Below are 17879 nucleotides of genomic sequence, written 5' to 3'. Positions count from 1 at the left end.
AGTTCAGAGGTGTAGGATCCAATAGAGCGGCCAAAGCTAGGATTTCGTACTGCCTAATCCTCAAGATAAAAAAGGTACCATGGGAAAAGTGATTAATATGATTGAGTTATTAGACAACTATTTCTCCGCGCATCACTCAGTCAGCATCAGTCACTTCAGCTACGCTTTATGTGTTCAGCAATGAGCATGTGGTATAAAAAATCTCTTTCGGCTCAATAGCAGTAGCGCTCACGCTTGCATCCCCTTTCCCCTTGCCAGGTTGATTCTGTCAACGCATTCCCTCAATGCTTTGACTTGCTCCGAAGAGAGTTCAGTTTCATCAATTGTGGCCAGAAGCGCGTTGAGGGAGCGCTCAATATCGTTTTTAGTCAACCGTAAACAGATAACCTTAACCCAACGTGGCGAGAACTTGCTGAGGCCGATTGCTCTTGTGATTCGTAATTTCATGCCATGCCTCTTTGTCGCCAGAGGAGGCGACTTGTAACTTGTTTATAACACGTTGTGGAAACAAAGCCTTCTACTCATTCGCTGTATGGTACGAATCTGAAGAATCTTTGCTCGCACAGTTAAACTCTCCCTTCATCTTTTAGGCGCTCATATTTAGCTTTCAAAAGCTCTGCTGGGGTCGGTCCCTTCGGCGATACTGGCGCTACCAGCGCCCGCCGAACAGGCGGAATCGGCTTCCCAGCTAGCACCCGCTTTTCCCACATACCCAGAATCTCGCCAGCCTCACGCTCGAGCTCTTTATGGCTCAACTGCCCATCAGTTCCCCGGCGCCGCAGTTCGAGGCATATATGGTAATAAACTGGCTTCGGCCACGGATACTGCTCACTGCTCGGGTACCGGAACACCAGCTTGCGCCACTTCCAGTATTCAGCCATCACGTCAGCGGTAGTGATCCCCAGCACGCTGCGCCCTTCCCTGCACCACTTGATGAACTGACCTGGCGAAGGCAGGAATGGGCGCTCCTGGCGACGCACTATTCGCATACCCGCTTCAACCTGTTCCAGGGTAGTGATCCCGTTTTCTTTGAAGGCCAGCACCCACTGACGGCGGATCTCATTCACGTCTTCCTGGCTGCGATTAACCAGGCTTGCCGGGAACGCGGCCGCCAGCTGTACGAACAGCCCGTTGATAATCTGCGCCACCTGCTGCGTTTGTTCGCGCTCGGTGTACTGCTCAGGCAAGTTTTGCGCCACTCGGCGGGCCTGTTCCCGGTCAAAATCGAGAATGCTCTCGGCAAGATTTTTCATTCCAGCACCCCGTCAATCCAGTCGGTGTTATGCAGGTCGATGCCGCCCCGGTATGCCGTTCCGGCTGCACGCAGCCGCTTGGTAGTCAGCTGATCCCACTGTTTGCGTAGACTCGAGGGGCTCAGGATGTTGTCTTTCCAGAACTCATCCCGGTTGGCCCACTGGAACAAGTCACAGATTTCGTAGTGAGTGCGCTTGTCCTGGACACGCATCAGCCTGATGGTGTTTGCCCATTCAGCCCAATTGGGTTCGGATAGCGATGCGTTGACGGTGAGAAGCCTGTCGTAAATCCAGCGAGCGGCCTTGAGGTCGTCAGCGGATCCCCATGATTTACCTGCCGGGGTGTATATCCCGGCGGCAGCTTCTGGATGGCGTGAGAGAAACTTTTCAGTTTTCTGGTTTCGGGATTCGTCAGAATTCCGAGACGAGGATATTTTAATATTGTTCTTGTTATAGTCTTGGGTGTCTACCGTTTCCGGGAAGGTTTTTCCCGTTTTCGGTAACACTTTTCCCGATTTCGGGAAGACTTTTCCCGTTTTCGGTTTGTCTAAAATCCAGGCAGAAAGGTCAGTATTTATACCGACCGTTTTCATCACGCCTTGCTTCTGACTGAAGATGATTTTGCGTTCTGCGAGCGATTTGAGCGCATCAGAAACATGCGAATCACTCAGCCCTGTAAGCTCGGCAATCACCGTGTTAGTAACGCGGTCCTGCTTCTTGTTCCAGCCGTAGGTAAGCCAGATCACCGCCTCAAAACACTGCCACTCCCGGCCTGACATTCTCAGACGAGGCTTGAGCTGTTGGATCTCGTTAGCGACCTTGGTATACCCATTCGACAGGTCGGCCATACGACCTCCCGGTTGTTCGGTTCTATGGGGGAAATTGATAATTTCAGCTGTGTTTGACATACTTAGCTCCGCAATTACACTCCGTTTTTGCAACTGAAAGCCGTTGGTGTTCGAGCACCGCGGCTTTCGCCTTTTCCGAAGTCTTCATATTGCCCCCAGCATGGTTGTGACCATTGTCATCAAAGGACCTACTTGCTCCGGCATGAGGCGGAACAGCGACGCTATCCCCTCGCTTACCTCTTTCAGCTTCTGAAGCTCTGGAGCGTCCAGCAGGACAGCCTGCTTAGCCTCGGCACACTCTTTCATCGCAGAGGCGATCAGCGACATTGTGTCGTTCTTCGGCGCCAGACGGTTACGGAACTCCAGCGGCAGGACGGCCATGATTGCCGGGGCCAGCTGGCGGACATTCTCGCGGTACTGCTCAGAGTCGAAACGGTTATCCAGGAAGCGAAACAGCTTCTGGCGCGCACGGCCGATATCCTCTGGGAAGCTGATGGCTGTTCCGCCCCGCTCCCGGTATTCGTTGATGATCAGCGCTGACACGACGTCCTGATTGTTCAGCGCCGACGACCACGCCCGGACCACTTCGCGGATCTTTTCGTGGTCTGGAGCCGCCTTAGGTTGAGCGTGGTTTATCATTTCTCCCGGGTGTATTCCGGTATTCTTCTGATACGCAAGTGAATGCATTGCTTTCTCTTTCGTTGTTAGGGCCGCCGTTAAGCGGCATGGTTGTCAGGGGGTGGAAAGATAGACGGCAGGTCCGGGCGAAATTCATGAGCCTGGATTTCACCACCAACCGCTTCCACCAGTTCAGGAACGTGAACCGGGGAGATGCGTTTCTTTCCGTTTAGCCAGTCGCAGATAGTGGACTGCGCTTTACCGCAACGTTTTGCCAGTTCTTTCTGGCTGCCAGCGATGGCGATCGCTTTCTCTACTGCGGAGTTCTTCTCTACTGTTGGGGTCTTCATTATCACCTCAGCTATCAGTTCAAAGCGATTATGGTTATCACTTTAGCGAATGTCAATCGCATAGGCGATTTTTTGCTAAATAATCGCTTGAGCGATACAGTTAAAGGAATCAGTGATAGGGGTGAATATGGGATTCTCGGAGCGTCTGGCGCAGGCAATGAAACATGCTGGATATACACAGGGCCGATTAGCCAAAGATGTCGGCATGGCTCAGTCAAGCGTAAATAAGTTACTCAAGGACGCGAACGGCTCTCGTAAAACCGTTGAGATCGCTTCTGTTCTGGGAGTGCGGCCGGAGTGGCTGTCTACTGGCGAAGGGGAAATGGCTTCCAATGGCTTAAAAGAACCGACTGCGCTATACCAGGTTAAGCCGTCATTGAATGGGGTTTACCGCGTGGATGTTCTCGACGTTAAAGCCAGTGCTGGGCCGGGCGCAACTGTCACCAGCGATTTCATTGAAACTATCCGAGCCATTGAATATACAACTGAACAAGCGCGCGCATTGTTCGGCAACCGACCAGCTGCACACGTCAAAGTCATAACGGTTAACGGCGACAGCATGGATGGCACCATTTCGCCTGGCGATCAAATTTTCGTTGATACCAGCGTTACGCATTTTGACGGCGATGGGGTTTATGTATTTGTCTTCGGCAAAACCCTTCATGTTAAGCGCCTTCAGATGCAGCGTGACCGCCTCGCGGTAATATCCGACAATCCGATTTACGAAAAGTGGTACGTTGAACCTGAAGATGAAGATACATTTTATGTGATGGCCAAAGTTCTGCTTAGGCAGTCTGTTGACTATAAAAGATTCGCGTAAAGATAAAACACGGAAATAATAAAATTATGAAATGGTTGAAATTTGCAATTTTAAGCACAGCTTTGATTTCTTCTCAGGCAATGTCTGCGAGATGGTTGTTAACATATTCTAAAGATGAGATGCGTGGTACAACTGAGAAAATTCTACAGACTAACTCAAAGCGACCTGTTGATTTACAGCCACCATATCAAGGCGGATCATGGCTGGCGATGGTTCTGCGCTCCCCTAGAGTCGAACTAAAAGAAGGTGAAAACCCTGACAATATTCAGCTAGATAAAGCAATCCTAATTATCACTAAAGGGCAATTCAATTGTCCTTCATATGATGGTTGTTACATCAATGTGAGATTTGATGACGAAAAAATACAGAAATACAAAACACTCAGGCCAAATAATGGTAGTACTGATGTTATTTACTTAGAAAATCCTAAAGTGTTTCTACAGGATATAGCTAAACATAAGAAACTGATTATCGAGGCCGATTTTTATCAGTCTGGAGCTCGTCAGTTCACTTTCGATTTGAATGGATATTCTACCCCAGAAATAAATCCAGAAACAGAATAACATCCAACCCGCTCCGGCGGGTTTTTTACTGCCCTCACCCACCCACTCCACCTCTTTCCCCCAACTTTTTAACCCAACAGCTATCACTTTTTTAGCCATTCACAAAAAAATATCGCTTTAACATTCAATTAAATATCACTTTATCGATGATTATTATCGTTTTGGCGATTGACTGAGTCAATCGCTTTAGCTATTGTTAACCACATAGACGAACGGCGCGTCGTTAAACCATGCGTCAGACGCCCGGCGGGCTCAGAGTGAACGGCAATGGTGCGTAATCAAACGACTTTCATACCTCAGTCGCTTCACCAAGGCGCCTTAGTTATGAAAACCAGCGGCCATCCACCGCTACAACAATGTGCATCAGGTATAAACGTTCCGCTGGCCGGCGATAAGGCAAACGAGGGTGAGAATGATTGATTTCGCACGCAAACCAGGACGGCAGCAGGCCGTAAAGCTGAACTTCTTCGAGGTGATTATTCGCCGCCTGTGCTACCTGCTGGCGCAAAAGGGGAATCCAGATGTGTAACTCAATGAAATGCGGGTACTGCAGCAAGCCGGTTGAACCGGAGGAAGTAGTCAAAAGTACCCTTCTCTATCGCAACGGCGCCCAGCTGGCGCGCAAAGAAAAAGAATACTGCTCTGAACGTTGTGCTTCGTACGACCAGATGGCAAACGAGGCATAACGTAAAAGCCGCGCAAGGCGGCCCGTACGTCCGCTGCTCCCGACCAAAGTTACACCGGAAAACTACTTAAAAAACCAAAGTTCACCCAATGGGCGCTATCTCTGGCCCGGGGATCTTACATCCAAAAAAGAGGATCTCACATGGAATTTTTCTTTGTAGTTAAGGCTACGCAGAAATCTGGCAAAGAAGACGCAGTGATTTGGTTCACCGCGAAATCTGAAGCCCGTGCAAACCTGCAGCTCGATGTTGAGCTGGAAGATGCTGGTATTGAAACCGGACGCGGCAAGGATTACGCCAAACCTGTTCGCACCGATTTCCCAGTCTTCGACGACATCCCGGAAGAAAGCACCGTAGATTACACCTGGTGCAAACGCTACGAACTGGACGAAGACCAGCGTACGTGGAAAGTGAAGTTACAGTATGAAGATTCTTACCAGAACTCTTCTGAGCAGTCGACTTGCAGAAATACTGATACCAAAGACACAAAGATGCCTGAGCTGATCACGGTTGCTACGCTCCCACTGCGTCAGCGCATTCTGGCTCAGTTCATTTCTGACGAGTACGCCTATCACATCGACACTGAGCAAAAGAATGAAATTCAACAGCTCGAGATGGATGTCGATAACAGCTTCGTTCAAAACATGCTGCTCGCTGCAGAGAACGTCGATGCGTTCAAAAAAGCGACTGAATTAGAAATTGCCAAGGTTGTTGAGGCCCTGAAGACTGTCTTCCCGTTAGATGGGAAGCGAACAGAGCTGTCTCTTGTCATTCATTTCTTTAAGACCTGGTTCAACACCGAGCATATCGATCGCGGCATTCTCGTTCGCGAATGGGCTGCCGGTAACCGAATTAGCAGCGTGCAGCGTACTGATGTCGGCACAAATGCAGGTGGCGGAAATGAGACAGATCGTAATTCAGGCTATACACATACGCTCGATACACTCGACAGTGAAATAGCTCTGGCCACCCTGCCTGATGATTTCAATATCTACGATATCCCCGGATCTGTTTACCGTAGGGCGAAAGAAATCGTCGCAGCTAAAGAAAGCCCATTCAAGGAGTGGTCTGCCGCTCTTCGCAATACCCCTGGCATTCTCGACTATTCACGCGCATCAATCTTCGCGCTTATCAGAAGCGCACACCCGGAATATTACAAAAACCCGGGGCGCCTCAGCGGATACATCAGTGCCAATCTGACTGAAAGCGATCATGGAAAACCAACAGCCGAAACGCTGGCTGCAGCGCGGCACAATCCAGAGGAGAGCTGGGAAAGTGAAGTTAACGAGCAGATTGAAGCGGAAAAAGCATCGTTAGCAACGCAGCCGCAGGTCACGAACTTTGGCGATGACATGTTCACTATCGATAACCTGATGAACGAAAAACAAACACAGAACGATGACCGTTCACCGGTTACAGCGGAGACCACCAGCGATGTGCAGATGGAAACGACTCAGCCAGAGAAAGTCGAAAATACTGATCCGGTACAACCAGGCGAAGGCGCTGATGCAGCTAATACGCAAGCAGTTACCTTAGCGCCGGAAGAGCAGCAGTCAGAGCCAGTAATCGAATACCCGGCTTACTTCGAGCCTGGCCGCTACGAAGGTCTGCCGAATGAGGTTTATCACGCAGCAAACGGTATTAGCTCAACCCAAGTAAAAGATGCCCGCGTCAGCCTGATGTACTTCAACGCGCGCCATGTGGCTAAAACTATCCCGCGCACAACATCTAAAGTGCTGGACATGGGGAACCTGGTGCATGCCCTTGCATTGCAGCCGGAAAACCTCGAAGCAGAATTCAGCGTAGAACCTGAGATCCCGGAGGGAGCTTTCACCACCACCGCAACTCTGCGCGAGTTCATCGAAGCGTACAACGCCAGCCTGCCGGCGCTGCTAAGCGCTGACGAGATTAAAGCGTTCCTTGAAGAACATAACGCGTCCCTTCCCGCTCCAGTGCCGCTTGGCGCCAGCCTGGAAGAAACGGCTCAAAGCTATATGTCTATCCCCGCTGAGTACCAGCGTATTGAAGAAGGCCAAAAACAAACAGCAACGGCAATGAAGGCATGCATTAAAGAGTACAACGCTACCCTGCCCGTGCCGGTTAAAACCAGCGGCAGCCGTGATGCGTTACTTGAGCAATTAGCAATCATCAATCCAGACCTGGTGGCGCAAGAAGCGCAGAAACCGACACCGCTGAAAGTGTCAGGCAGCAAAACGGACATGATCCAGGCTGTTAAGTCGGTTAAGCCCGATGCCATATTCGCCGACGAGCTGTTGGATGTCTGGCGCGACAACCCCGGCGAAAAGATTCTGGTTACCCGCCAGCAGTTGGCCACAGCGCGAGCAATTCAGTCCGCACTACTGGCGCACCCGACCGCGGGCATGCTGCTGACACATCCAAGCCGCGCCGTTGAAGTGAGTTACTTCGGCTTTGACGACGAAACCGGATTGGAAGTGCGTGTACGCCCGGATCTCGAAATCGAATTGGATGGCGTGCGTATCGGTGCTGACCTGAAAACCATCAGCATGTGGAATGTGAAGCAAGAAAGCCTGCGCGCCAGGCTGCATCGGGAAATCATTGACCGGGACTACCACCTCAGTGCGGCTATGTATTGCGAGACCGCGGCGCTGGACCAGTTCTTCTGGATTTTCGTCAACAAAGACGAGAACTACCACTGGATCGCCATCATTGAGGCGTCCACCGAACTACTGGAACTGGGCATGCTTGAGTACCGCAAAACAATGCGCGCCATTGCCACAGGTTTCGACACGGGCGAGTGGCCAGCACCAATCACTACCGATTACACAGAAGAACTGAACGATTTCGACCTGCGCCGCCTCGAAGCGCTGCGCGCTCAGGTTTAAGGGGGATTTATGCATAACACAAACGTTACCGTTGCTGACCAGAATACCGTTATTAACTCCAACGTGGCTTTGTTCGATTCCCAGTATCTGAACGCCATCAGCACGTTCGCGCAGATCATGGCCCAAGGCACCGCTACTGTTCCTAAGCACCTGCAGGGCAATCAGGCCGACTGCATGGCAGTTGCGATGCAAGCGGCACAGTGGCAGATGAATCCCTTTGCCGTGGCGCAGAAGACGCACCTGATTAACGGTGTGCTCGGGTATGAAGCTCAGCTGGTTAATGCCGTCATTTCACGAAGCGGCGTGCTGGCCAGCCGCTTTGAATATGAATGGTACGGGCCATGGGAAAAAGTAGTTGGAAAATTCCACATCCGTAAAGGCGACAAAGGCGAGTACCGCGTCCCGGGCTGGACCCTGGCTGACGAGGCTGGGATCGGCATCATTATCCGCGCAACGCTTAAAGGTGAAGATCAGCCGAGGGAACTTGATTTACTGCTGGCTCAGGCCCGAACCCGAAACTCTACCCTTTGGGCTGACGACCCTCGCCAGCAGCTGGCGTACCTGGCCGTCAAACGCTGGGCGAGACTGTTCTGCCCGGATGTGATTCTGGGCGTTTACACCCCTGATGAGCTCGATGATCGACGAGAAGAACGAGAGGTAAACCCGGCACCGGCGCAGCACGTTAGCCTCGCAGACATTTCAGGTGACAACGTAACTACCACTCAAACGGCTCAGGAATCTGCTCAAAACATCGATGCTCTTGCTGATGATTTTCGTGACCGCATCGAGGCGGCTCAGGATGTGGATAGCGCTAAAGCTCTTCGCGCAGATATTGAAACCGTGAAAGCAACCCTGGGTTCTGCCCTGTTCACTGAGCTGAAAAACAAGGCCGTGAAGCGTTATTACCTGGTGGACGCACGCAACAAGGTTGAGGCCGCTATTAACTCCCTGCCCCAGCCTGACGAGCCGAATGCCGCCGAACGGTTCGCGGAAGCCGAGCGCGTACTGGCATCTTCAAAGCGTCACCTAGGCGACGAGCTGCACGATCAATTCAGCATCACCCTGGCGGATATGAAACCAGAATACGTGGACTAACGAGATCGGGAGGGGAAACCCTCCCTCAAGGAGAAGAAATGCGACTGATTAATCGAGGCAGTAAGCAATCCCCTTTAGCTCGCCAGGCATGTGAAATCGCACTCGCAGCCCACCAGCAAAGATATGGTGACTATGGGCGCAGCAAGATGAAAGAGACCTATACGGTGAAAGTGGAAGGCGTGAAGGTCTGGGTTGAAGTGGTCAACTGCAAGGCAAGCTACGTGGCCACAGCAATGACCGGCATGCGCCGACTGCGTTCCCTGCCCGGCCAGGCAAACTGAAACTGAAATATCAACGACTAAAGACCGGCATATCTATACTCATGCCGGTTACCTGAGGTGAACCATGTCGCAGGTAATTTACGATTCAGAATGGGGCGTTGCTTCAAAACTAAAAGAGAAGACAGGCCTTACCGATCGTCAGATTAAAAGCTATCGCCAAACCTCCTGGGTAGAAGGTGTTCATTTTAAGAGAATCCCATTGGATGGAAGCAGCTCCGAAGAGCGAGGACTTGTCTGGTACAACATCCCAAACATTAATAGGTTTGTGAAGGAGGCATAATGGCTGTAATGCCAACGGGTGTTGAGATCCACAACAATAAAATACGAATTAGTTTCAAGTTTAAGGGCGTTAGATGCCGAGAAACATTGAAAGGATGGATCGTAAATGCTTCGAATCTCAAAAAAGCCGGGAATCTAAGGGCCAAAATTGTAAGCGAGATTCAGTTGGGCACTTTTGACTACCGGGGCGTGTTTCCGGAGTCAAAGGTAGCTGCAAAGTTTTATGCATCTAAAAATATTACGACTTTCGCCGAACTTGCATCAACCTGGTATGAAAACCATAAAATCGATCTCTCGCCTAATGCCACAAGAAGCTATGGGATAGCTGTACGAACGTTAACAAAACTAATTGGCCCTGAAACGCTGGTTGCATCCATCACCAACAGCGACATTCTGGGCTGGAGAAAAGAATTACTGACTGGCGAGACTAACTATGCTCCCGAAAAGAGGAGAAATAAAACCGGCCGCGCTGTTAGAACAGTAGATTATTATCTGGCCATCCTGCGACAAATCCTCGACTATGCGGTTAAAAATAAAGTCATTTCATATCAACCATATGTCGGGATAAAAAGGCTTCGCAAAGGGCAAACAAAACCAGATCCGCTTCTGAGACATGAGTTTGAGCAGTTGAAAGAGACTGCTCCGGCTCAGCAGAAAAACATGTGGCAATTTTTCGCTTATACCGGCGTTCGGCCCGGGGAGCTTTGCGCTCTTGCCTGGGAGGATATCGATCTTAATTCCGGCGAAGCTAACATCGCGCGCAATCTAACTCAGGAAGGCTTGTTTGGACCACCCAAAACCGAAGCTGGATACCGGACGATAAAGTTACTTGAGCCGGCTCTGGAAGCTTTGCGAGCTCAAAAGGAACTTACCGGGAGTGCCCCTAAGGTACCAATCACTTTTCACCACCGGGAGTTCGGTAAAACGGAAACGCAGAAACTGCACTTTGTGTTTATGCCTCGACCTCAGAAAGGCAAGCAAGCTGCGTACTATTCAGTCAGCTCAATTGTGTCACTATGGGATATTACCGTAAGACGATCGGGCATTCGCCGCAGACGCCCCTATCAGCTGCGTCATACATACGCGTGCTGGATGTTGTCGGCAGGTGCTAATCCTGCTTTTATAGCGAATCAGATGGGTCATGAGAATGCAGAGATGGTCTTCCATGTATACTCTGCGTGGATAAATGCTCTCGATAGCGATCAGGTATCATTTTTGAATCAGCGCTTTGGCGGATATGCAAATGCCCCTATAGTGCCCCTGAAGGTAAAAACAAAGTAGTTAATTACTTGATTTTACGGTGATATTTAATGAAAAAGCTGTTTGTGCAGTTTTATCTTTTGCTGTTTGTCTGCTTCCTGGTCATGACCATGCTGGTCGGGCTGGTCTATAAATTCACCGCCGAACGTGCGGGCAGGCAGTCGCTGGACGATCTGATGAAAAGCTCGCTCTATCTGATGCGCAGCGAGCTGAGAGAGATCCCGCCGCACGACTGGGCGAAAACCCTCAAAGAGCTCGATCTGAACCTGTCGTTCGATTTACGCATCGAGCCGTTAAAAGATTTTGAGCTGGACCCGCCCGCCATGCAGCGTCTGCGCGACGGGGACATCGTCGCGCTGGATGAGAAATACACCTTTATCCAGCGTATTCCGCGCAGCCATTACGTACTGGCCGTCGGGCCGGTGCCCTATCTCTACTATCTGCACCAGATGCGTCTGCTGGACATGGCGCTGATGGCTTTTATCGCCATTTCGCTCGCGTTTCCGGTCTTTATCTGGATGCGCCCGCACTGGCAGGACATGCTGAAGCTGGAATCCGCCGCGCAGCGTTTTGGCGAAGGGCATTTTACCGAACGCATTCACTTCGACAGCGGTTCCAGCTTTGAACGTCTGGGGGTGGCCTTTAACCAGATGGCCGATAACATCAATGCCCTGATCGCCAGTAAAAAGCAGCTGATCGACGGGATTGCCCACGAGCTGCGCACGCCGCTGGTTCGCCTGCGCTATCGCCTGGAGATGAGCGAGAATCTGACGGAAGCGGAGTCTCAGGCGCTTAACCGCGACATCGGCCAGCTTGAGGCGCTGATTGAGGAGCTGCTGACCTACGCGCGCCTCGATCGTCCGCAAAACGAACTGAACCTCAGCACGCCGGACCTGCCTGCCTGGCTGCAAACCCACATCGATGACGTTCAGAGCGTGAACCCGCAGCGCACGCTGTTAACGCGCGTCACGCCGGGTGATTACGGCGCGCTCGATATGCGCCTGATGGAGCGCGTGCTGGACAATCTGATGAACAACGCCATGCGCTACAGCGAAAGCACGCTACAGATTGGGCTGGATTTGGAGGGCAATCAGGCCAGCCTGACGGTGGAGGATGACGGTCCGGGGATTGCCCCGGAAGCGCGAGAAACCGTGTTTGAACCGTTTGTCCGACTCGACCCCAGTCGCGATCGCGCCACCGGCGGATGCGGCCTGGGGCTGGCGATTGTTTACTCTATCGCGCAGGCGATGGGCGGCACGGTGCATTGCGAAGAGAGCGAGCTCGGCGGCGCGCGCTTCTGCTTTAGCTGGCCGGTATACCATAACATCGCCCTTCCCGTCCCTGCCTGACTTCAACCGCACGCTGGCCTGACCCGGCGTGCTGTGCTATATGATAAGTATGTTGTAACTAACGAGAGTGCTTATGGCGACCTACGATCTCCTCGAACGGCTGAACAGCACGTTTCGGGAAATAGAACACGAGCTCCTGACCCTGACAGAACGTTTGCAGAGCTGCCGTCTGCTGGCCGCGCGCGTCTTTACCCTGCCCGAGGTTGCCAAAGGGGCCGAGCACGACCCGCTGGACACCATCGCGGTTGAACAGCACATCGGCAGCGCCGCCCTTGAGCTGACGCTGAAGCACTATCGCCGCCTGTTTATCCAGCAGCAGTCAGAAAACCGCAGCAGTAAGGCCGCCGTGCGTCTGCCCGGCGTGATCTGCCTGCAAACCGATGCGACAACGCGCGACGCGCTGGAAAGCCAGATTACCCACATCAACACCCTGAAAGCGGCCTTTGAAAAGATCGTTACCGAAGAGTCCGGCCTCGCCCCTGCCGCCCGGTTTGAATGGGTGCACCGTCAGCTTCCGGGGCTGATTACCCTGAACGCCTATCGCACGCTGACGGTACTGCGCCACCCCGCCACGCTGCGCTTCGGCTGGGCGAATAAGCACATCATTAAAAACTTCACCCGGGATGAGATTCTGGCGCAGCTGGAAAAAAGCCTGAAGACGCCGCGCACCGTCGCGCCGTGGTCGCGCGAGCAGTGGATTGAGCGCCTGGAGCAGGAGTACCACAGCATCGCCTCACTCCCGGCGGACGCGCGCCTCAAGATAAAGCGTCCGGTGAAGGTACAGCCTATCGCCCGCGTCTGGTATTCCGGCCAGCAAAAACAGGTTCAGTATGCCTGCCCTACGCCGCTGATTGCGCTCTATGATGCCGATCGGGGGGCCATCGTGCCGGATATTGGTGAGCTTTTGAATTACGATGCGGACAATGTCCAGCACCGTTACAGACCTCAGGCGCAGCCGCTGCAGCTGATTATTCCGCGGCTGCACCTGTACGTGGCGGGATGACTATTTCAGGCTGCCGACCATCGCTTCCGGGCGAACCCAGGCGTCGAACTCCGCCTCCGTCAGATAGCCCAGCACCAGGGCGGAGGCTTTCAGCGTCAGCCCCTCTTTGTGCGCTTTTTTAGCGATCTCGGCGGCCTTGTCGTAGCCGATATGGGTATTCAGCGCCGTCACCAGCATCAGGGATTCATTGAGCAACTGGCTGATACGTTCGCGATTCGGCTCAATCCCTACCGCGCAGTGCTCGTTAAAGCTCTCCATTCCGTCCGCCAACAGACGAATCGATTGCAGAACGTTGTGGATCACCATCGGGCGATAGACGTTCAGCTCGAAGTTGCCGGACGCACCGCCCAGGTTGACGGCTACGTCGTTGCCCAACACCTGACAGCAGAGCATGGTCATGGCTTCGCACTGGGTCGGGTTCACTTTACCCGGCATGATGGAGCTGCCCGGCTCGTTTTCCGGAATACTGATTTCACCGATGCCGCAGCGCGGACCCGAGGCCAGCCAGCGCACGTCGTTGGCGATTTTCATCAGCGAGGCCGCCAGCCCTTTCAGCGCGCCGTGGGTGTGGACCAGCGCATCGCAGGTCGCCAGCGCTTCGAACTTGTTGGGCGCCGTGACGAACGGCTGCCCGGTGATGTTTGCCAGCTCCTCCGCCACGCGCACCGCGTATTCTGGATGGGTGTTTAACCCGGTCCCGACCGCCGTCCCGCCGAGCGCCAGCTCCGCCAGGTGCGGCAGGCTGTACTCAATATGCTTCAGGTTATGTTCCAGCATCGCCACCCAGCCGGAAATCTCCTGGCCGAGCGTCAGCGGCGTGGCGTCCTGCAGGTGCGTACGGCCAATTTTGACGATGTCGCGGAAGGCCTGCGCTTTCTCGTTGAGCGTGGATTTCAGCACGTTGAGCTGCGGGATAAGCTGCTCGCGGATAGCAATCACCGCCGCCACGTGCATCGCCGTCGGGAAGACGTCGTTAGAACTCTGGCTTTTGTTGACGTCATCGTTCGGATGGACCTTACGCTCCATGCCGCGCACGCCGCCCAGCAGTTCGCTGGCCCGGTTCGCCAGCACTTCATTCATGTTCATGTTGCTCTGGGTGCCGGAACCGGTCTGCCAGATGGCGAGGGGGAATTCGTCGGGATGCTTGCCCGCCAGCACTTCGTCGGCGGCGTTGATGATGGCGGTCGCTTTGTCTGCCGTCAGCAGGCCTAAATCCTGGTTCACTTTCGCGGCGGCGCGTTTGGTGAGCGCCAGCGCCTGAATCAGCGAGACGGGCATTTTTTCGGTCGAAATACGGAAGTGCTCCAGCGAACGCTGGGTTTGTGCGCCCCAAAGCTTGTCGGCCGGGACGTCGATGGCGCCCATCGAGTCTTTCTCATGGCGTACCGTGGTCATTACTTTCTCCTTGATAACAAAAGAGGGATTGCTCACATGCTTAAGGGATAAGTATTGATGACTTCTGAGAAACGATATGGCGCTTTGTGCGCTCTTTTTGATATAGGGTGGCGCAGCCGCCACCCGTCAATTTACAGAATTACTTCACGCACGCCGAACACTGGGACGACTGGATCTGCTTGAAGAAGTCGTTGCCTTTGTCATCCACGAGGATAAACGCCGGGAAATCTTCCACTTCAATTTTCCAGATCGCTTCCATACCCAGTTCCGGGTATTCCACGCACTCCAGGCTCTTGATGCTGCCCTGCGCCAGAACCGCAGCCGGGCCGCCGATGCTGCCGAGGTAGAAACCGCCGTGCTTGTGGCAGGCGTCCGTCACCTGCTGGCTGCGGTTGCCTTTCGCCAGCATGATCATGCTGCCGCCGTTGGCCTGCAGCTGGTCAACGTACGAGTCCATGCGCCCTGCCGTGGTTGGGCCTAACGAGCCGGACGCGTAGCCTTCAGGCGTTTTCGCCGGGCCTGCGTAGTAGATCGGATGATCTTTAATGTACTGCGGCAGCCCTTCGCCGTTGTCCAGACGCTCTTTCAGCTTCGCGTGCGCGATGTCGCGACCCACGATGATCGTGCCGTTCAGCGAGAGACGGGTCGAGACCGGATACTGCGAAAGCTGCGCCAGAATCTCCTTCATCGGACGGTTCAGGTCGACGCGAACCGCTTCACCCTCACCCGCTTTGCGCAGCTCTTCCGGGATGTATTTGCCCGGATTGTTTTCCAGTTTTTCGATCCACACGCCTTCGCGGTTGATCTTCGCCTTGATGTTGCGATCCGCGGAGCAGGACACGCCCATCCCGACCGGACAGGAGGCACCGTGACGCGGCAGACGGATCACGCGCACGTCGTGGGCAAAGTATTTGCCGCCAAACTGCGCGCCGAGGCCCAGGTTACGCGCTTCTTCCAGCAGTTCCTGCTCAAGCTGCACGTCGCGGAACGCCTGGCCGTGCTCGTTACCTTCGGTAGGCAGGCCGTCATAATATTTGGTTGAGGCCAGCTTGACGGTTTTCAGCGTGCTTTCCGCCGACGTACCGCCAATCACAAACGCGATATGGTACGGCGGGCACGCCGCGGTGCCGAGGGTGCGCATCTTCTCAACCAGGTAATTTTTCAGCTTGCCCGGGGTGAGCAGCGCCTTGGTTTCCTGGTAAAGATAGGTTTTGTTGGCTGAACCGCCGCCTTTGGCGATACAGAGGAATTTGTACTCGTCACCGTCGACGCTGTAGAGATCGATCTGTGCCGGCAGGTTGGTGCCGGTGTTGACCTCTTTGTACATATCCAGCGCCGCGTTTTGCGAGTAGCGCAGGTTATCTTCGGTGTAGGTGTTGTAGACGCCGTGCGCCAGGGCCGCTTCGTCACCGCCGCCGGTCCAGACGCGCTGGCCTTTTTTACCGACGATGATCGCCGTGCCGGTGTCCTGACAGGTAGGCAGAACACCTTTCGCCGCGATGTCTGAGTTACGCAGGAACTGCAGGGCAACGTATTTATCGTTTTCGCTGGCCTGCGGGTCGCTGAGAATATCGGCAACCTGCTGCTGGTGCGCTGGGCGGAGCATAAACGAGGCGTCGTGGAAAGCGTGCTGCGCCAGCAGCGTCAGCGCCTGCGGATCCACCTTGAGGATCTCTTGTCCTTCAAACTCAGAGACGGAGACGTGATCGCGGGTTAACAGGTAATACTCGGTCCGATCCTTACTGAGGGGGAAAGGATCCTGATAATGGAAGGGTTTATTCGACATTGGTCTCTCACTTACTGCTTCGGTCTGTTTATTCAGGGCAGATGTTCCGCTGCCCGGCTTAAAAGCGAGTCAGCTTATCCTACACAATTTTTTAACAAAAACTGAGACTAGTACGACTTTTTACATCCACAGGTTACTTCCATGAGGTTTATTGCTTTAATACCTGGAGTTAATTCCACAATTGAATCAGGGCTTGATAATGCAAAAACTCATTAACTCAGTGCAAAACTACGCCTGGGGAAGTAAAACTGCGTTAACGGATCTCTACGGTATCGCGAACCCGAACAACCTGCCGATGGCAGAACTGTGGATGGGGGCGCACCCGAAGAGCAGCTCAAAAATTGAAGACGCCAGCGGCCAGGTTCGCAGCCTGCGTGACGTGATTGACGCCGATAAAGCCGCGCTGCTGGGCGACAAGGTGGCTCAGCGCTTCGGCGAACTGCCGTTCCTGTTCAAGGTGCTGTGCGCCGACCAGCCGCTCTCCATCCAGGTTCACCCGAACAAGAAAGCCTCTGAAATCGGCTTTGCCAAAGAGAACGCGGCGGGAATTCCTTTAGACGCCGCCGAGCGTAACTACAAAGATCCTAACCACAAGCCGGAGCTGGTCTTTGCGCTGACCCCGTTCCTCGCGATGAACGCGTTCCGCGAGTTTTCAGAGATCGTTTCCCTGCTGCAACCGGTCGCGGGTGCCCACAAGGCTATCGCCCACTTCCTTGAAAACCCGAACGCGGACGCGCTGAGCCAGCTGTTTGCCAGCCTGCTGAATATGCAGGGTGAAGAGAAATCTCACGCGCTGGCGGTGCTGAAAGCGGCTCTGGGCAGCCAGCAGGGTGAACCCTGGGAGACTATCCGCCTGATCTCCGAATTCTACCCGGACGACAGCGGCCTGTTCTCCCCTCTGCTGCTGAACGTGGTGAAGCTCAACCCGGGCGAAGCGATGTTCCTGTTCGCTGAAACCCCGCACGCCTACCTGCAGGGCGTGGCGCTGGAGGTAATGGCCAACTCCGATAACGTGCTGCGCGCGGGCCTGACGCCGAAATACATCGATATTCCTGAGCTGGTTGCCAACGTGAAGTTTGTGGCGAAACCTGCCGCGGAGCTGCTGACTCAGCCGGTGAAAAACGGCGCAGAGCTGGACTTCCCAATTCCGGTTGAGGATTTTGCTTTTTCCCTGCACGACCTGAGCCAGGCCGAAACCGTCATAGCGCAGGAAAGCGCGGCGATTCTGTTCTGCGCCGAGGGCGAAGCGACGCTGCGCAAAGGCGAACAGCGTCTGGTGCTTAAGCCCGGTGAGTCAGCATTCGTTGCAGCCAATGAATCTCCGGTCAGCGTAAGCGGCGCCGGTCGCCTGGCGCGCGTTTTCAATAAGCTTTAAGCACTTACTGAATTTTTTAACAACTCTTGCTAAGCTAGTTGCAGGCTTAATATCTCC

18 protein-coding genes and 1 pseudogene are annotated in these 17879 nt (G+C 53.7%); 12 read left to right on the top strand and 7 right to left on the bottom strand.

Going from position 1 to position 17879, the window contains the following annotated elements; genetic code table 11:
- Positions 1 to 228: 228 nt before the first annotated feature.
- The 5 genes from SPH27_RS00605 to SPH27_RS00585 form a co-directional block, all read right to left on the bottom strand.
- The gene (locus tag SPH27_RS00605; protein ID WP_047647982.1) at positions 229 to 447 is read right to left on the bottom strand and encodes a hypothetical protein; all 219 of its coding nucleotides are present in this window, start codon (positions 445 to 447) and stop codon (positions 229 to 231) included.
- Positions 448 to 566: 119 nt separating this feature from the next.
- Positions 567 to 1253, bottom strand: a complete 687-nt coding sequence (locus tag SPH27_RS00600) for a replication protein P (RefSeq protein ID WP_182071203.1) — start codon at positions 1251 to 1253, stop codon at positions 567 to 569.
- Complete coding sequence (locus SPH27_RS00595) at positions 1250 to 2161, bottom strand: replication protein (protein ID WP_182071202.1); 912 nt, start codon at positions 2159 to 2161, stop codon at positions 1250 to 1252. The genes SPH27_RS00600 and SPH27_RS00595 overlap by 4 nt, the downstream gene beginning before the upstream one ends.
- An 84-nt stretch (positions 2162 to 2245) precedes the next feature.
- Positions 2246 to 2788: a toxin YdaT family protein gene (locus SPH27_RS00590; protein WP_182071201.1), complete on the bottom strand. Its 543-nt coding sequence runs from the start codon at positions 2786 to 2788 to the stop codon at positions 2246 to 2248.
- 29 nt (positions 2789 to 2817) lie between these two features.
- Entirely contained in the window at positions 2818 to 3069 is a 252-nt protein-coding gene (locus tag SPH27_RS00585; protein WP_182071200.1) for a transcriptional regulator, read from the bottom strand.
- A gap of 127 nt (positions 3070 to 3196) precedes the next feature.
- On the opposite strand from SPH27_RS00585, the gene SPH27_RS00580 reads away from it, so the two are divergent.
- The 11 genes and pseudogenes from SPH27_RS00580 (at position 3197) to tus (ending at position 13266) form a co-directional block, all read left to right on the top strand.
- Positions 3197 to 3889, top strand: a complete 693-nt coding sequence (locus SPH27_RS00580) for a LexA family transcriptional regulator (RefSeq protein WP_143347150.1) — start codon at positions 3197 to 3199, stop codon at positions 3887 to 3889.
- 26 nt (positions 3890 to 3915) lie between these two features.
- Positions 3916 to 4452 (top strand): hypothetical protein, encoded by a 537-nt coding sequence (locus tag SPH27_RS00575; protein WP_182071199.1) that lies wholly within the window; start codon positions 3916 to 3918, stop codon positions 4450 to 4452.
- Between the two features lie 373 nt (positions 4453 to 4825).
- Positions 4826 to 4981, top strand: a pseudogene (locus SPH27_RS00570) (hypothetical protein); the annotation flags it as partial.
- Positions 4974 to 5138, top strand: coding sequence for a YdaE family protein (locus SPH27_RS00565; RefSeq protein ID WP_322435568.1), 165 nt, complete (start codon positions 4974 to 4976; stop codon positions 5136 to 5138). The pseudogene SPH27_RS00570 and the gene SPH27_RS00565, both read left to right, overlap by 8 nt.
- Before the next feature lie 140 nt (positions 5139 to 5278).
- Positions 5279 to 7999 (top strand): RecE family exodeoxyribonuclease, encoded by a 2721-nt coding sequence (locus tag SPH27_RS00560; RefSeq protein ID WP_182071198.1) that lies wholly within the window; start codon positions 5279 to 5281, stop codon positions 7997 to 7999.
- 9 nt (positions 8000 to 8008) lie between these two features.
- On the top strand, positions 8009 to 9094 hold the full coding sequence (locus SPH27_RS00555; RefSeq protein ID WP_182071197.1) for a RecT family recombinase: 1086 nt from the start codon (positions 8009 to 8011) through the stop codon (positions 9092 to 9094).
- A 38-nt stretch (positions 9095 to 9132) separates the two neighbouring features.
- Positions 9133 to 9375 carry a DUF4060 family protein gene (locus SPH27_RS00550; RefSeq protein ID WP_048979543.1) on the top strand — a complete coding sequence of 81 codons (243 nt, stop codon included), beginning with the start codon at positions 9133 to 9135 and terminating at the stop codon, positions 9373 to 9375.
- Between the two features lie 64 nt (positions 9376 to 9439).
- Complete coding sequence (xisR, locus tag SPH27_RS00545; RefSeq protein ID WP_047647992.1) at positions 9440 to 9655, top strand: excisionase family protein; 216 nt, start codon at positions 9440 to 9442, stop codon at positions 9653 to 9655.
- Complete coding sequence (locus SPH27_RS00540) at positions 9655 to 10935, top strand: site-specific integrase (RefSeq protein ID WP_182071196.1); 1281 nt, start codon at positions 9655 to 9657, stop codon at positions 10933 to 10935. Before xisR ends, SPH27_RS00540 begins: the two co-directional genes overlap by 1 nt.
- Positions 10936 to 10964: 29 nt before the next feature.
- Positions 10965 to 12263: a two-component system sensor histidine kinase RstB gene (gene rstB / locus SPH27_RS00535; protein ID WP_182071195.1), complete on the top strand. Its 1299-nt coding sequence runs from the start codon at positions 10965 to 10967 to the stop codon at positions 12261 to 12263.
- 73 nt (positions 12264 to 12336) lie between these two features.
- Positions 12337 to 13266: a DNA replication terminus site-binding protein gene (tus, locus tag SPH27_RS00530; RefSeq protein WP_033145343.1), complete on the top strand. Its 930-nt coding sequence runs from the start codon at positions 12337 to 12339 to the stop codon at positions 13264 to 13266.
- Here tus and fumC read toward each other — a convergent pair whose 3' ends face one another.
- Complete coding sequence (fumC, locus tag SPH27_RS00525) at positions 13267 to 14661, bottom strand: class II fumarate hydratase (RefSeq protein WP_182071194.1); 1395 nt, start codon at positions 14659 to 14661, stop codon at positions 13267 to 13269. It lies immediately after the preceding gene.
- A 139-nt stretch (positions 14662 to 14800) separates the two neighbouring features.
- On the bottom strand, positions 14801 to 16447 hold the full coding sequence (fumA, locus tag SPH27_RS00520) for a class I fumarate hydratase FumA (protein ID WP_029740299.1): 1647 nt from the start codon (positions 16445 to 16447) through the stop codon (positions 14801 to 14803).
- A 199-nt stretch (positions 16448 to 16646) separates the two neighbouring features.
- On the opposite strand from fumA, the gene manA reads away from it, so the two are divergent.
- Positions 16647 to 17822 (top strand): mannose-6-phosphate isomerase, encoded by a 1176-nt coding sequence (gene manA, locus SPH27_RS00515; protein WP_182071193.1) that lies wholly within the window; start codon positions 16647 to 16649, stop codon positions 17820 to 17822.
- Positions 17823 to 17879 lie beyond the last annotated feature (57 nt).

It is taken from the genome of Enterobacter sp. A103 (assembly GCF_034427535.1).
Classification (GTDB): domain Bacteria; phylum Pseudomonadota; class Gammaproteobacteria; order Enterobacterales; family Enterobacteriaceae; genus Enterobacter; species Enterobacter asburiae_B.
The sequence above is the reverse complement of the archived record's forward strand: the minus strand, read 5'-3'. Positions and strand labels throughout refer to the sequence as shown.

What these genes read in the sequence shown, in the direction of transcription:
- SPH27_RS00605 (WP_047647982.1), bottom strand. Translation starts at nt 447, where the DNA reads ATGAAATTACGAATCACAAGAGCAATCGGCCTCAGCAAGTTCTCGCCA.
- SPH27_RS00600 (WP_182071203.1), bottom strand. Translation starts at nt 1,253, where the DNA reads ATGAAAAATCTTGCCGAGAGCATTCTCGATTTTGACCGGGAACAGGCC.
- SPH27_RS00595 (WP_182071202.1), bottom strand. Translation starts at nt 2,161, where the DNA reads ATGTCAAACACAGCTGAAATTATCAATTTCCCCCATAGAACCGAACAA.
- SPH27_RS00590 (WP_182071201.1), bottom strand. Translation starts at nt 2,788, where the DNA reads ATGCATTCACTTGCGTATCAGAAGAATACCGGAATACACCCGGGAGAA.
- SPH27_RS00585 (WP_182071200.1), bottom strand. Translation starts at nt 3,069, where the DNA reads ATGAAGACCCCAACAGTAGAGAAGAACTCCGCAGTAGAGAAAGCGATC.
- SPH27_RS00580 (WP_143347150.1), top strand. Translation starts at nt 3,197, where the DNA reads ATGGGATTCTCGGAGCGTCTGGCGCAGGCAATGAAACATGCTGGATAT.
- SPH27_RS00575 (WP_182071199.1), top strand. Translation starts at nt 3,916, where the DNA reads ATGAAATGGTTGAAATTTGCAATTTTAAGCACAGCTTTGATTTCTTCT.
- SPH27_RS00565 (WP_322435568.1), top strand. Translation starts at nt 4,974, where the DNA reads ATGTGTAACTCAATGAAATGCGGGTACTGCAGCAAGCCGGTTGAACCG.
- SPH27_RS00560 (WP_182071198.1), top strand. Translation starts at nt 5,279, where the DNA reads ATGGAATTTTTCTTTGTAGTTAAGGCTACGCAGAAATCTGGCAAAGAA.
- SPH27_RS00555 (WP_182071197.1), top strand. Translation starts at nt 8,009, where the DNA reads ATGCATAACACAAACGTTACCGTTGCTGACCAGAATACCGTTATTAAC.
- SPH27_RS00550 (WP_048979543.1), top strand. Translation starts at nt 9,133, where the DNA reads ATGCGACTGATTAATCGAGGCAGTAAGCAATCCCCTTTAGCTCGCCAG.
- xisR (WP_047647992.1), top strand. Translation starts at nt 9,440, where the DNA reads ATGTCGCAGGTAATTTACGATTCAGAATGGGGCGTTGCTTCAAAACTA.
- SPH27_RS00540 (WP_182071196.1), top strand. Translation starts at nt 9,655, where the DNA reads ATGGCTGTAATGCCAACGGGTGTTGAGATCCACAACAATAAAATACGA.
- rstB (WP_182071195.1), top strand. Translation starts at nt 10,965, where the DNA reads ATGAAAAAGCTGTTTGTGCAGTTTTATCTTTTGCTGTTTGTCTGCTTC.
- tus (WP_033145343.1), top strand. Translation starts at nt 12,337, where the DNA reads ATGGCGACCTACGATCTCCTCGAACGGCTGAACAGCACGTTTCGGGAA.
- fumC (WP_182071194.1), bottom strand. Translation starts at nt 14,661, where the DNA reads ATGACCACGGTACGCCATGAGAAAGACTCGATGGGCGCCATCGACGTC.
- fumA (WP_029740299.1), bottom strand. Translation starts at nt 16,447, where the DNA reads ATGTCGAATAAACCCTTCCATTATCAGGATCCTTTCCCCCTCAGTAAG.
- manA (WP_182071193.1), top strand. Translation starts at nt 16,647, where the DNA reads ATGCAAAAACTCATTAACTCAGTGCAAAACTACGCCTGGGGAAGTAAA.